Below are 12321 nucleotides of genomic sequence, written 5' to 3'. Positions count from 1 at the left end.
CGCGAATGCGGTGGGTCAGTGACAGATGAATTGACTGACCCACCGCCTTCGCGAGCAAGCCCGCTCCCACATTTAGACCGAGTTACACCAGGTAGACAGGCTTTTACCTTGTACTTGATCTGGCTTAGGCCGCCGTTACCGCAGCAACGGATATGCCCCCCCTATCAGCCCCTCAAAACCCACCAGCGAAACAAATAGAACAACCCCATGCTCAACAGCACCGTAATCAACACGCTACGGGTCCAGAACATCAACGCCACCGCACAGACACCCGCCAACAAGTAAGGATTACCCAGGCTCAGATTCAACTTATGGTCGGCAAGAAAAATGATCGGCCCGCAAATCGCCGTCAGCATCCCCGGCACTGCAAACCCCAGAAACTCCCGCGCCCCCCGGTTAAGGCGCACCGGCAAACGCGGCTCGATAAACAGGTAACGGTTAAGGAAAACTACCAGGCCCATGGCCACAATCATGATGTAGATCACTTCTGCCCTACCCCCAGCCGCTTGCAGGCAAACCCCGCCGTCATGCCCAACACCCCGGACACCACCACCGCAGATTCCCAGTGCAAAAAGCTCAGCCACACCGAAAACAGCAACGACACCGCCACACACACCACCGTCGGCACATCACGCACCACCGGCGTAATCAACGCAATGAAGGTGGCGGCAATCGAAAACTCCAGCCCCAACTGATCAAGCCCGGGAATACTTTTGCCGAGCACAATGCCGGCCAGGGTAAAGAGATTCCAGGCGATGTAAAACGTCAGCCCCACCCCCAACGCGTACCAACGATTGAACGTCTCGCGGTCATAGTGGTTGACCAGCGCGAAGAACTCATCAGTGAGCAGAAAGCCCAGGCTCATACGCCAGCGGGCGTTGAGTGACGAGAGTGTCGGGCGCATGTGCATGCCATACAGCAAATGCTGGGAAGTCAGCAGCAGCGTGGTCAGCACGATCGAGATCAGGCTGGCGCCGCTCTTGACCATACCGATGGCCACCAACTGCGCAGCACCTGCAAACACGATGGCGGACAACCCCTGGGCCTGCAGCGGGGTAAATTGCGCGTCAATGGCCATGGAGCCGGCGAGCAGCCCCCACGGCGCACAGGCCAGGGATAACGGAATGACGGCGATGGCGCCGCGGGCGAAGGCGTAATGCGCTAAGGCAGTGGGCATGGAGACGGCTCATCGACAGACAGTCGACAAGCATGCCAGCGTTTAAAGCCGGTTGTCTTGAACGATCTTGCGCACTCAGGCGAGCTTGACCGACACCTGCTCCACCGAGTCGCGCGCCTCACGCAGTTCATGGGCGTCCTGATTGAGTCGGTGAATGGTATTGAGCAGACGTTGGCGCAGCACTTCATCGCCGAGTTTTTCGACGGCGCGCATCAGGTCAAACGCCGCGGTTTCGTTATTGTCCGCGACGGAATCGAGGGTCTTGCGCAGGTTGCGAGTGGCACGGGGCACGCGGGTTCATCCTTCATCAGCAATGGGCAGGCACTTTAGGACATTCGTGTTTCATTTTAATTTCAGTCACTTGTGGTGCATTGCGCAGGATTTGATCCACATCAATCGAATTCAGGAATTGACCTACATATTCGAATATCCGTATATTCGAATACACATATATGCAAAAGACCCCTGATCATGTCGGACTTCTTCTCCCCGCCCACCCTGTTCAAATGCCTGGCCGACGCCACCCGCGCGCGCCTGACGTTATTGATCCTGCGCGAAGGCGAACTTTGCGTGTGCGAACTGATCCATGCTCTGGACGACAGCCAGCCAAAGATCTCCCGTCACCTGGCGCAACTGCGCAGCTGCGGGTTGCTGCTGGATCGTCGTCAGGGCCAATGGATCTACTACCGCATCAACCCGGCACTGCCCGCCTGGGTCACTCAAGTGCTGGACACCACCTTGCAAGCCAACCAACCCTGGTTGCACCACGACGCGCAGCGTCTTGATGCCATGGGCGACCGACCACAACGGGCCAGCACCTGCTGCTGAGCCATCGGAGCGTTAATTCCATGCTTGTCGCAATTGGCATTTTTATCTTCACCATCGTTCTGGTCATCTGGCAGCCCAAGGGCCTCGGGGTCGGCTGGAGTGCGAGCATGGGCGCCATTCTGGCCCTGGCCTGCGGGGTAATCAGCCTGGCGGATATCCCGGTGGTGTGGCACATCATCTGGAACGCCACCGGCACCTTTGTTGCGCTGATCATCATCAGCCTGTTGCTCGACGAAGCCGGCTTCTTTGCCTGGACCGCCCTGCACGTGGCGCGCTGGGGGCGCGGGCGTGGCCGGCGGCTGTTTGCCTATATGGTGTTGCTCGGTGCGCTGGTCTCGGCGCTGTTTGCCAACGACGGCGCGGCGTTGATCCTCACGCCCATCGTCATGTCGATGCTGCTGGCCTTGCGCTTTTCCCCGGCGGCGACCCTGGCGTTTGTCATGGGCGCGGGGTTTATCGCGGATACCGCGAGCCTGCCGCTGGTGGTGTCGAACCTGGTGAATATCGTCTCGGCGGATTACTTCAAGATCGGTTTCAACGAATATGCGGCGGTGATGGTGCCGGTGAACTTCGTCAGTGTCGCCGCCACCCTTGCGGTACTGCTGTGGTTCTTTCGCCGCGATATTCCCCAGGCCTACGACCCGGCCGACCTCGAAGACCCCGCCAGCGCCATCCATGATCGTGCGACCTTTCGCGCCGGCTGGTGGGTGTTGGGCATCTTGCTGGTGGGCTGTTTCGCGTTAGAGCCTTTGGGCATCCCCATCAGTGCGATTTCCGCCGTATGCGCCGTGTTGCTGCTGGTGATCGCCGCCAAGGGCCACAAGATCTCCACACGCAAAGTGTTGAAAGAAGCGCCGTGGCAGATCGTGGTGTTTTCCCTGGGCATGTATCTGGTGGTCTATGGCCTGCGTAACGCCGGCCTCACCACCTACCTCGCCACCTGGCTCGACACCTTTGCCACCTACGGCGTGTGGGGCGCGGCCATGGGCACCGGGGTGCTGACAGCGCTGTTGTCATCGGCGATGAACAACCTGCCGACGGTATTGATCGGCGCTCTGTCGATCGAGTCCAGCCACGCCGCGGGCGTGGTCAAGGACGCGATGATCTACGCCAACGTGATCGGCAGCGATCTGGGGCCCAAAATTACCCCGATCGGCAGCCTGGCCACCTTGCTGTGGCTGCATATCCTGGCGCGCAAAGGCATCACCATCACGTGGGGTTACTACTTCAAGGTCGGCATTGTGCTGACCTTGCCGGTGCTGTTGATCACCCTCGCCGCCCTCGCCTTGCGCCTGAGTCTCTGAAGGAGATACCGCTATGAAAGTCCTGTTTATGTGTACCGCCAACAGCTGCCGCAGCATCTTGTCCGAGGCGATGTTCAATCACCTGGCGCCGCCAGGTTTCGAGGCGATCAGCTCCGGCAGCTTCCCCAAGGGCCAGGTGCTGCCGCGCAGCCTCAGCACGTTGCAGGCAGCGGGCATCAGCACCGCAGGTTTGTACAGCAAGGGCAATGACGCCTTTGAGGGCAGCCCGCCGGATGTGGTGATTACGGTGTGCGACAAGGCCGCAGGCGAAGCTTGCCCGGTGTATTTCGGGCCGGCGGTGAAGGCGCATTGGGGGTTGGAAGACCCGTCGGATGTTCAGGGTGATGAGGCCCGTGTGGACGCCGCGTTCAAGGCCACGCTCAGCACCATCGAAAGGCGTTGCAAGGCGTTCCTGGCCTTGCCCTACGCCCAACTCAGCGCTGCCGAGTTGAAAGCTGAACTCGCACGCATCGCAGAACTGTAGTCGGAGACCGCAATGACCACGCTGCCAAACCTCAACAGCGCCCTTGCAGGCCCGCTGCCTGCCGGCCCAGGCCACCCGCCGCGCATCCTGCTGCTTTACGGCTCCACGCGTGCGCGCTCATTCAGCCGATTGCTGGTGGAAGAAGCTGCACGCCTGCTGCGCCACTTCGGTGCCGACACACGCATTTTCAACCCGTCCGGTTTGCCGCTGCCTGACGATGCGCCCAGCGATCACCCCAAGGTCCGCGAACTGCTGGAGTTGATGCAATGGTCCGAAGGCCAGGTGTGGTGCTCGCCTGAACGTCACGGCTCGATGTCGGCGGTGTTCAAGGCGCAACTCGATTGGGTGCCGCTGGCCCTCGGCGCCGTCCGCCCCACCCAGGGCAAGACCTTGGCCGTGATGCAGGTGTCGGGCGGTTCGCAATCTTTCAATACCGTTAACCAACTGCGCGTACTCGGACGCTGGATGCGTATGTTCACCATCCCCAACCAGTCCTCGGTACCCAAGGCATTTATGGAGTTTGATGACCAGGACCGCATGAAGCCTTCGGCGCTCTACGATCGCGTGGTCGATGTGATGGAAGAACTGGTGAAGTTCACCGTGTTGCTGCGCGACCGCCCGGACTTGGTCGACCGCTACTCGGAGCGCAAGGAAAGCGCGGATGAACTGTCACAGCGCGTCAACCAACAGTCGATTTGATCGAGCCCTTCGGCGTATGCTCACGCACTTTCTCGAAAGGACGCGGGCATGCTGGCGATTTTCTTTTATGCACTGGTATTCGGTTTTGTGTTTTGCCTCTCACCCGGCGCGGTGCTGGCAGAGACGTTGCGCCGTGGCTTGCTTCATGGTTTTACCCCGGCCCTGCTGGTGCAAATCGGTTCTCTGGTAGGCGACGCTGTATGGGCGGTGATCGGCCTTACCGGCATCGCGTTGCTGATGCAACATGACGCCGTACGCATTCCGCTGACGGTCGTGTGTGCGCTGTACCTGGCTTGGCTGGGGGTGCGCAGCCTGATCGATGCCTGGCACTTGCCCGAAGCGTATAATGCACCGGCCAGCTCCCGTCAGAATGCGCTGGCGGTAGGGGCCGCGATTTCTCTCGCCAACCCAAAGAACATTGTCTATTGGGGCGCGCTGGGCAGTGCCTTGTCCGGCATCGTCGGCGCGACGCCGAGCCATGGCCAAACCTTTATGTTTTTTGCAGGGTTCATGCTCGCGTCGGTACTGTCATGCTTTCTGATTGCCGCACTGGTCAATCTGCTGCGAAAGAATGCATCACCGGTATGCCAACGCATCAGTTATGGCACCTGCGGTGTAGTGTTGTTATATCTGGCAGTTCTGGCGGCCCAAGGGATATGAAGTTATATATCGCGCAACTTGCCGAGGTCTTTATCTGAATAAACTCTGAACGCGGGGTAATTTAATTAATCATGCGTTGACATTTTGTATTCAGCTGAGTAGATTGCCCCTGCCCACAACTGGGGCCTTTTTTAAACCTCACAAAAGAAGCCAATGGACACAGTATCTAGTCGCTGTCCGAGCACCGCATTGGCGGGCATCGGGCGCCAAACCCAGAATATGACAGGACTCGCCTTCCTGGTCCGGTAAGCTGCGCTAGAGCTTGATGCTCCACCGTAACTGCCTCACCGGTCGCCCGTCCGGTCCCGAGGTGTGTTATGACCTTTCAACTGATTGTTTTGCCTGACATTCGCACGCTGGCCGCAGCCCTGCGCGCCAAGCTGTGCCGCGAGCCTGTAGGCTTTTCACCTGCGCGCTCAACCTTTGCTGCACCCTCTCCCCTAGCCAGTAAAGATCAGCTGCGCCCAGCTCCCCCGCTGGCGCATTGGCGTATCTGCCCTGCCAGCGGCCAATTGCTGCAGCACTGGGACCACGCCGACCCTCAAGACCCGCAGAGACCCCAGGTTTCCACCCTGGCTCAAGCCAGCCTGTTGCTCGAGTTTTACCTGAGCAACCGCGCCGCTTAAACCAGCTGGAAACAGCAACTTCCTGATGATTATTCTGGAGTTCGTTATGAACATATCCAGTAGTAGCCCGCTGCGCGCCAGTTAACTAACGCGCACTAAGCGGGCACTGTAGAAGTTATGTGAACAGCCTATTTAAACCGATCGCGAAGTCCGCGGCTCGGCATGCTTTCGCTCGCCTGTATTCAGGTAAGTACCGGGTATGTTTTGTCGAGAATTGGCGACAGGAGTACAGACAATGAGCGCCGTAAAAAACACGCCTCTGCACAAGAAAAATGGCACCGCACCCGACACCAAACTGTCGATGCGTGCCGCCCGTGAAGCCCAGAACGGCCTGTCGGCCACCCTCGCCAATGTACGTGCCACCCAGGACGGCCTGACCGAACTGGACGCCTCGGCACGTCTGCAACGCGAAGGCTACAACGAAGTGGCCCACGACAAGCCACCTCACGCCATCATCCAGTTCCTGCAGGCACTGAACAACCCGTTCATCTACGTACTGTTGACCCTCGCCGGGATCAGCTTTGTCACTGACTACTGGTTGCCATTGCAGGCCGGTGAAGAAGTGGATTTGACCAAGGTCATCATCATCATGACCATGGTCCTGCTCAGCAGCCTGCTGCGTTTCTGGCAGGAGCACCGCTCAGCCAAATCCGCCGAAGCCCTCAAAGCCATGGTGCGCACCACCGCAACGGTGCTGCGCCGCGAGCAAGTCGGCAGCCAGCCGATCCTGCGCGAAGTGCCGATGCGCGACCTGGTCGCCGGTGACATCGTGCAGCTGTCTGCCGGCGACATGATCCCGGCCGATATCCGCCTGATCGAGTCCCGCGACCTGTTTATCAGCCAGGCCGTGCTGACCGGCGAAGCCTTGCCGGTGGAGAAGTACGACACCCTCGGCGATGTCACGCAAAAATCCGCCTCTACACTGGCGGCCGACCAAGGCAACCTGCTGGACCTGCCGAACATCTGCTTTATGGGCACCAACGTGGTCAGCGGCCGCGCCAGGGCCGTGGTGGTTGCCACCGGGCCGCGCACTTACTTCGGTTCCCTGGCCAAGGCGATTGTCGGCTCCCGCGTGCAAACCGCCTTCGACCGTGGCGTGAACAGCGTCAGCTGGCTGTTGATCCGTTTCATGCTGGTGATGGTGCCGATCGTGTTCTTCCTCAACGGCTTCTCCAAAGGTGACTGGGGCGATGCGTTCCTGTTCGCCCTGGCGGTTGCCGTGGGCCTGACCCCGGAAATGCTGCCGATGATCGTCAGCGCCAACCTGGCCAAGGGCGCCACGGCCATGGCCAAGCGCAAAGTGGTGGTCAAGCGCCTCAATGCGATCCAGAACTTCGGTTCGATGGACGTGCTGTGCACCGATAAGACCGGCACCCTGACCCAGGACAAGATCATCCTGGAGCATCACGTCAACGCCTTCGGCCAGCGTGATGACGCAGTGCTGTCCCTGGCCTGGCTCAACAGCTTCCACCAGAGCGGCATGAAAAACCTGATGGACCAGGCCGTGGTGCAGTTCTCGGAGCAGAACCCCAAGTTCCAGTTGCCGCTGGCCTACAGCAAGGTCGATGAACTGCCATTTGATTTTGTGCGCCGGCGCCTGTCGATTGTGGTGCGCGACACGGCCGGCGACCAATTGCTGGTGTGCAAGGGCGCCGTGGAAGAGATGTTGAGCATCTCCACGCACATGCTCGAAGGTGGCACCGCCGTGCCGCTGGATGATCAACGCCGCGAAAAACTGTTGGCATTGGCCAACGACTATAACGAGGACGGCTTCCGCGTCCTCGTGGTGGCGACGCGCAATATCCCTAAATCCATGGCGCGCCAGCAGTACACCACCGCCGATGAGCGCAACCTGGTGATCCAGGGCTTCCTGACCTTCCTTGATCCACCCAAGGAAACCGCAGGCCCGGCGATTGCCGCGCTGCAACAGATCGGCGTAGCGGTAAAAGTGTTGACCGGCGACAACGCAGTGGTCACCAGCAAGATCTGCCGCCAAGTCGGCCTCGAACCCGGCCAGCCGCTGCTGGGCGTGGAAATCGAAGCGATGGACGACGCCACGCTGCTGCGCCGTGTGGAAGAGCGCACAGTGTTCGCCAAGCTCACGCCGCTGCAGAAATCCCGCGTACTCAAGGCCCTGCAAGCCAACGGCCACACCGTGGGCTTCCTCGGCGACGGCATCAACGACGCCCCGGCGCTGCGTGATGCCGACGTGGGTATCTCGGTAGACAGCGGCACCGATATCGCCAAGGAATCGGCCGATATCATCCTGCTGGAAAAGAGCCTGATGGTGCTGGAAGAAGGCGTGCTCAAGGGCCGCGAAACCTTCGGCAACATCATGAAGTACCTGAACATGACCGCCAGCTCCAACTTCGGCAACGTGTTCTCGGTGCTGGTGGCCAGTGCGTTCATCCCGTTCATGCCGATGCTGGCGATTCACCTGCTGCTGCAAAACCTGATGTACGACATCTCCCAGCTGGCTTTGCCGTGGGACAAGATGGACAAGGAATACCTGGCCAAACCGCGCAAGTGGGATGCGAAGAACATCGGCCGCTTCATGATCTGGATCGGGCCGACCTCGTCGATCTTCGACATCACCACCTTTGCGCTGATGTGGTACGTGTTCAGCGCCAACAGTGTGGAAATGCAGACACTGTTCCAGTCCGGCTGGTTTATCGAGGGCCTGCTCTCGCAAACCCTGGTGGTGCACATGTTGCGCACCCGCAAGATCCCGTTCTTCCAGAGCACGGCCGCCTGGCCGGTGTTGATGATGACCGCCATCGTCATCGGGCTGGGGATCTACGTACCGTTCTCGCCGCTGGGCAGCCTGGTCGGCCTGGAACCGTTGCCGCTGGCGTACTTCCCATGGCTGGTCGGCACCCTGCTCGCCTACTGCTGCGTGGCACAACTGATGAAAACGATCTACATCCGCCGCTTCAAGCAGTGGTACTGATCACCCCCGCCGTTTAAACGGTGGCGGTCGCCCGGCCGCCACCGTGCATCACAAGGACCCTGACTATGCGCGTGCTTATCTGTGCAGGTCGTCATTACGCTGACACCAAAAAGTCCCGCCAAGTGCTGGACGCCTACCACCGCCTGCGCCCCGTGCAGGTTTTGATACACGGCGGCAACCAGTTCCTCGGCAGCGACATCGAGGAATGGGCGCGGGAAATGCGCATCGACGTGGTGCGCTACCCGCCCAACTGGCAACGCCACGGCAAGCAGGCCGAACGCCAGCGCAACCATTTCATGCTCGCCGACAGCCGCCCCGACGTGATTATCGCCCTGCCGGGTGGTGACGACACCTCGGAGCTGGTCTGCCAGGCCAAAGCCAGCGGCATTTCGGTGCTGACCGTAGAAAGCTGAATTCAAGCGAGGTGCATCATGCACAAAAAACACAGCCCACAGCGTCCGGACGGGTTTGCCAAATACCGCGAACGTCACTACCGGGGCGCTCGCCATACCCTGTTGCTGCTGCCACCGGCCAAACGCCGTGCGCTGCAACGTAACCTGATCTTTATCGGTACTACACTGGGCCTTATCTTACTCATCGCACTGTTTTCCAAAGCCCAGGCGGCCGGCGGTTCCTATGTGGTCGACGACGGCGGGATCAACGATCCGGGCGAGTGCAGCGTCGACGCCTGGTACACCGCCAACCGGCATCAAGGCAATATTCATAACCAGACGCTTAACCCGGCGTGTACCTTCAGCGCGCTACCTGCCGTGGAATGGAGCGCAGCACTGTCGCGCGCCAGCAATGCAGGTGAAGCCGAGACGCAGATCAGCCCGCAGGTAAAAGCCCAAGTGTGGTCGCAAGAAGCATTGGGGCTGCAAATCGCGGTGTCTGCCACCAGCCACTTTGCCCTGGACCGCCAGCATGCATTCGACGGCGCGGACTTTAATGTGCCGTTGACCTGGCAACCGGTGCAGGCATTGCGCCTGAGCCTCAATGGCGGCTGGACCCATGCCTACAACGGCGGCGAGCAAAACCACCGGCTCACTTGGGGCACCGGTTTTGAGTACCAGTTGGCAGACGCGCTCACGCTGATCGGTGAACGCTATGGCCAGGAAGGCGGTGACCAGGCGTGGCAGGCTGGGCCGCGCTTCCATGTGGGCAAGCTGGTGGATGTGGATGTGGTGGTTGGGCAGAGCCTTACCGGTGATCACAACCAATGGCTGACCACCGGCGCAACTGTGCGGTTTTAAGCTTTTTTAACTTGCTGCTCCAGGTGCAGTTGCAACTCTGGTGCGAGTTGCAACTGCGCCGCCAGATCGTCCAGGTAGCTGCGTTCTTTTGGCGCCTGGTCATTGACCATCATCAAGCTGGCCAGGTAGACCTCGGTCGCCAACCCTGGATCAGCGGCATATTCGGCGAAATCGGCGGCATTCAGCGGTTTGGCGACTTCGTCGTCGAGCCATTGCTTCAACTGCGGCTCATCGGTATGGCGGCCTATCTCGGTTGAGATCATTTGCTGCTCGTTTTCATCAATCCTGCCATCGGCTTTGGCTGCCGCAATCAGAGCGCGTAACACCGCATGGCTATGGGCCTCAGCTTCCTGCCCGTCAAGCTGGTCAACCGTCTGGATGGCTTGCTGCGGTGCGCTGGCCTGCTGGCGTTGCCAGGCCTGGTACGCCTGGAAAGCCGCCATCCCCAAGGAGGCCAATGCCGCATAGTTCATCCCGCCGGAGCGTGTTTGGGAAGTGCCGCTGGCGGGCGCACCGCCCAACAATCCGCCCAGACCACCTAACAAACCACCCAGCCCACCACCTGCCGCAGCGTTGCTGCCGCTGCCGGAGCTGTTCAACAAACCTCCCAGCAAACCACCCAGGCCACCCAGCCCACCGCCCTGCACACCGCCTGAGCCGCCTTGCTGGCTGGCGCGCAGCAGCTGTTCAAGTAAATTGCTGGTATTCATGGTGTCACTCTCCCGCAGCGTAGTATTAGCGTTCAACAACCATAGCCCGCTACCGCAGGAACACCAAGACCGCCGGGCGGGCACGCCTTATGATGGGCTCACCACGTTGAAGGAGAAACCACGTGAACCGTCTTGAGCACATTACGTTGATGGCCCGCTACAACCAGTGGATGAACCGCAAGGTCTATGACGCCGCAGGCCGGCTTACAGACGCAGAGTTGACGGCGGATCGACAGGCTTTCTTCGGCTCGATCCTTGGCACACTGAACCACCTGACGCTGGGTGATACGGTATGGCTCAAGCGATTTGCCGAGCACCCGGCAGGCTTTGCCCAGTTGGCGCCATTAACGTCGATTGCCATGCCCTCTGACTTGAGGCAACTGGCTTTCGCCGATCTGCGCGAACTGGCGGCCCGCCGCGCCTGGCTGGACCAGTTGATCATCGACTGGGCCAACAGCCTGCGCGAGCCCGATCTGGACCAGCGCTTGCAGTACCACAACATGCGCGGCGTGGCGCACCACAAGCCGTTCTTCGCGCTGTTGGTGCATTTTTTCAACCACCAGACTCACCACCGGGGCCAGGCAACTACGTTGCTGACCCAGGCGGGCGTGGACGTCGGTGATACCGACCTGCTGGCCCTGATTGATTGAACTCAGCCGGCACTGAACGTGGCGTAAGCCTGCATCAAGCGCGGGAAGTCCTGCGGCTCGGGCAACTGCGCAAAGCTTTCGACCGCCGGCGTGGCGGCCCACGGCAGTTTTTCGCTGGTCCAGGTTTCCATGAACGGCACGTAGTCGCGGGCGTTATCCAGCAAGGTGGCGCGCACGTTGACGAACTCATCGATGCCATGGGGGCGTGTAAACAACCAGCTCATGCAGTGCGGGCAGCAATAATGGCGGTCCACGCCGTGCAAGCCCCCCATCACCGGGCAACCTTGAATCACGGTAAAGCCAGCGGCCGGAATCAATGCGCTAAGGGAAAACGCGCTGGCGGTCATCTTCTGGCAGCCGCTGCAATGGCACGCCATGGTGATCACCGGCGGCAAACTCACACTGAAACGCACCCGGTTACAACGGCAACTGCCTTCCAGCGGCAAGGTTTCGACGCTCATCACTCACTCCTTTTAATGATTGTTGGCTCCACAGGGTAGCGTGAACCCGCCGTGGAATAAAACCGAACGCCGCGCCGCGGGCGAGGTCACAACCCTGAGGGCTCGGGTTGTTTGCCCGCGCCCTGCCCACGCGCCGCCGCTGCTTTATGGCCGCGCGTACCCCCATAAGAAGGAGACGCTTACATGGTCACTCACTTCAAGGTCGCCGGGCATTTGGCTTGCGGCCATCACGGCACCAACCTCACGTCCAGCACCGAGCTGAACCGAGTAAAATGCCGCACCTGCCGCAATACCGACGCCTACAAAGAAGCGCGCCGCACCCAGCGCAATGCCGCCCGCCGCTCTGCGCGCCAGGCCAAAGCCCATACCGCCGTTGACTGGCGCAGTGCCTGGACACAACGCCTCACCGACCTGCCAGGGTTGCAGCGTCTGCCACGGGGTTTCAGCGGGCAGCCATTTGTCTGACCTGTACAGGTTTCCAAAACAAACTCACCCGGCCCCCATCGGCATCCTGCAACA

The 12321-nt window shown here is 60.3% G+C and carries 16 protein-coding genes; 11 read left to right on the top strand and 5 right to left on the bottom strand.

What is annotated here, in order from left to right:
- Window positions 1–164: 164 nt before the first annotated feature.
- The 3 genes from ACTD9P_RS14865 to ACTD9P_RS14855 form a co-directional block, all read right to left on the bottom strand.
- Window positions 165–485, bottom strand: coding sequence for an AzlD domain-containing protein (locus tag ACTD9P_RS14865; protein WP_438868251.1), 321 nt, complete (start codon window positions 483–485; stop codon window positions 165–167).
- The gene (locus ACTD9P_RS14860) at window positions 482–1177 is read right to left on the bottom strand and encodes an AzlC family ABC transporter permease (RefSeq protein WP_219267822.1); all 696 of its coding nucleotides are present in this window, start codon (window positions 1175–1177) and stop codon (window positions 482–484) included. Before ACTD9P_RS14860 ends, ACTD9P_RS14865 begins: the two co-directional genes overlap by 4 nt.
- A 75-nt stretch (window positions 1178–1252) precedes the next feature.
- Complete coding sequence (locus tag ACTD9P_RS14855) at window positions 1253–1468, bottom strand: hypothetical protein (RefSeq protein WP_438868250.1); 216 nt, start codon at window positions 1466–1468, stop codon at window positions 1253–1255.
- Window positions 1469–1648: 180 nt separating this feature from the next.
- On the opposite strand from ACTD9P_RS14855, the gene ACTD9P_RS14850 reads away from it, so the two are divergent.
- The 9 genes from ACTD9P_RS14850 to ACTD9P_RS14810 all read left to right on the top strand — a co-directional run bounded on the left by ACTD9P_RS14850 (window position 1649) and on the right by ACTD9P_RS14810 (window position 9981).
- A complete protein-coding gene (locus ACTD9P_RS14850) occupies window positions 1649–2005 on the top strand; it encodes a metalloregulator ArsR/SmtB family transcription factor (protein ID WP_438868249.1) in 357 nt (118 codons plus the stop codon).
- 20 nt (window positions 2006–2025) lie between these two features.
- Window positions 2026–3309: an arsenic transporter gene (locus ACTD9P_RS14845; protein WP_438868248.1), complete on the top strand. Its 1284-nt coding sequence runs from the start codon at window positions 2026–2028 to the stop codon at window positions 3307–3309.
- A gap of 13 nt (window positions 3310–3322) precedes the next feature.
- A complete protein-coding gene (locus ACTD9P_RS14840) occupies window positions 3323–3793 on the top strand; it encodes an arsenate reductase ArsC (RefSeq protein ID WP_438868247.1) in 471 nt (156 codons plus the stop codon).
- Between the two features lie 12 nt (window positions 3794–3805).
- Entirely contained in the window at window positions 3806–4492 is a 687-nt protein-coding gene (arsH, locus tag ACTD9P_RS14835) for an arsenical resistance protein ArsH (protein WP_438868246.1), read from the top strand.
- A gap of 48 nt (window positions 4493–4540) precedes the next feature.
- Window positions 4541–5152: a LysE family transporter gene (locus tag ACTD9P_RS14830; protein ID WP_438868245.1), complete on the top strand. Its 612-nt coding sequence runs from the start codon at window positions 4541–4543 to the stop codon at window positions 5150–5152.
- Between the two features lie 317 nt (window positions 5153–5469).
- The gene (locus ACTD9P_RS14825) at window positions 5470–5778 is read left to right on the top strand and encodes a hypothetical protein (RefSeq protein ID WP_438868244.1); all 309 of its coding nucleotides are present in this window, start codon (window positions 5470–5472) and stop codon (window positions 5776–5778) included.
- A gap of 235 nt (window positions 5779–6013) precedes the next feature.
- The gene (gene mgtA, locus ACTD9P_RS14820; RefSeq protein ID WP_438868243.1) at window positions 6014–8728 is read left to right on the top strand and encodes a magnesium-translocating P-type ATPase; all 2715 of its coding nucleotides are present in this window, start codon (window positions 6014–6016) and stop codon (window positions 8726–8728) included.
- A gap of 65 nt (window positions 8729–8793) precedes the next feature.
- Complete coding sequence (locus ACTD9P_RS14815; RefSeq protein WP_058420367.1) at window positions 8794–9141, top strand: DUF2493 domain-containing protein; 348 nt, start codon at window positions 8794–8796, stop codon at window positions 9139–9141.
- A gap of 18 nt (window positions 9142–9159) precedes the next feature.
- Entirely contained in the window at window positions 9160–9981 is an 822-nt protein-coding gene (locus ACTD9P_RS14810; protein WP_200432129.1) for a PA4824 family protein, read from the top strand.
- Here ACTD9P_RS14810 and ACTD9P_RS14805 read toward each other — a convergent pair.
- On the bottom strand, window positions 9978–10691 hold the full coding sequence (locus ACTD9P_RS14805; RefSeq protein ID WP_438868242.1) for a tellurite resistance TerB family protein: 714 nt from the start codon (window positions 10689–10691) through the stop codon (window positions 9978–9980). The genes ACTD9P_RS14810 and ACTD9P_RS14805 overlap by 4 nt on opposite strands.
- 122 nt (window positions 10692–10813) lie before the next feature.
- Between ACTD9P_RS14805 and ACTD9P_RS14800 the strand changes: the two genes are divergently transcribed.
- A complete protein-coding gene (locus ACTD9P_RS14800) occupies window positions 10814–11341 on the top strand; it encodes a DinB family protein (protein ID WP_438868241.1) in 528 nt (175 codons plus the stop codon).
- A gap of 2 nt (window positions 11342–11343) precedes the next feature.
- On the opposite strand, the gene ACTD9P_RS14795 is transcribed toward ACTD9P_RS14800, so the two are convergent.
- A complete protein-coding gene (locus tag ACTD9P_RS14795) occupies window positions 11344–11802 on the bottom strand; it encodes a GFA family protein (protein ID WP_438868240.1) in 459 nt (152 codons plus the stop codon).
- A 183-nt stretch (window positions 11803–11985) separates the two neighbouring features.
- Here ACTD9P_RS14795 and ACTD9P_RS14790 point away from each other — a divergent pair, with 183 nt between their 5' ends.
- Window positions 11986–12267 (top strand): hypothetical protein, encoded by a 282-nt coding sequence (locus tag ACTD9P_RS14790; protein ID WP_438868239.1) that lies wholly within the window; start codon window positions 11986–11988, stop codon window positions 12265–12267.
- Window positions 12268–12321: the final 54 nt, after the last annotated feature.

Origin of the sequence: Pseudomonas onubensis, assembly GCF_965653655.1 — a bacterium.
In the GTDB taxonomy this organism is placed as follows: domain Bacteria; phylum Pseudomonadota; class Gammaproteobacteria; order Pseudomonadales; family Pseudomonadaceae; genus Aquipseudomonas.
The sequence above is the reverse complement of the archived record's forward strand: the minus strand, read 5'-3'. Positions and strand labels throughout refer to the sequence as shown.

Coding starts and splice junctions, on each gene's coding strand:
- ACTD9P_RS14860 (WP_219267822.1), bottom strand. CDS start 1,177: ATGCCCACTGCCTTAGCGCATTACGCCTTCGCCCGCGGCGCCATCGCC.
- ACTD9P_RS14850 (WP_438868249.1), top strand. CDS start 1,649: ATGTCGGACTTCTTCTCCCCGCCCACCCTGTTCAAATGCCTGGCCGAC.
- ACTD9P_RS14845 (WP_438868248.1), top strand. CDS start 2,026: ATGCTTGTCGCAATTGGCATTTTTATCTTCACCATCGTTCTGGTCATC.
- ACTD9P_RS14840 (WP_438868247.1), top strand. CDS start 3,323: ATGAAAGTCCTGTTTATGTGTACCGCCAACAGCTGCCGCAGCATCTTG.
- arsH (WP_438868246.1), top strand. CDS start 3,806: ATGACCACGCTGCCAAACCTCAACAGCGCCCTTGCAGGCCCGCTGCCT.
- ACTD9P_RS14830 (WP_438868245.1), top strand. CDS start 4,541: ATGCTGGCGATTTTCTTTTATGCACTGGTATTCGGTTTTGTGTTTTGC.
- ACTD9P_RS14825 (WP_438868244.1), top strand. CDS start 5,470: ATGACCTTTCAACTGATTGTTTTGCCTGACATTCGCACGCTGGCCGCA.
- mgtA (WP_438868243.1), top strand. CDS start 6,014: ATGAGCGCCGTAAAAAACACGCCTCTGCACAAGAAAAATGGCACCGCA.
- ACTD9P_RS14815 (WP_058420367.1), top strand. CDS start 8,794: ATGCGCGTGCTTATCTGTGCAGGTCGTCATTACGCTGACACCAAAAAG.
- ACTD9P_RS14810 (WP_200432129.1), top strand. CDS start 9,160: ATGCACAAAAAACACAGCCCACAGCGTCCGGACGGGTTTGCCAAATAC.
- ACTD9P_RS14805 (WP_438868242.1), bottom strand. CDS start 10,691: ATGAATACCAGCAATTTACTTGAACAGCTGCTGCGCGCCAGCCAGCAA.
- ACTD9P_RS14795 (WP_438868240.1), bottom strand. CDS start 11,802: ATGAGCGTCGAAACCTTGCCGCTGGAAGGCAGTTGCCGTTGTAACCGG.
- ACTD9P_RS14790 (WP_438868239.1), top strand. CDS start 11,986: ATGGTCACTCACTTCAAGGTCGCCGGGCATTTGGCTTGCGGCCATCAC.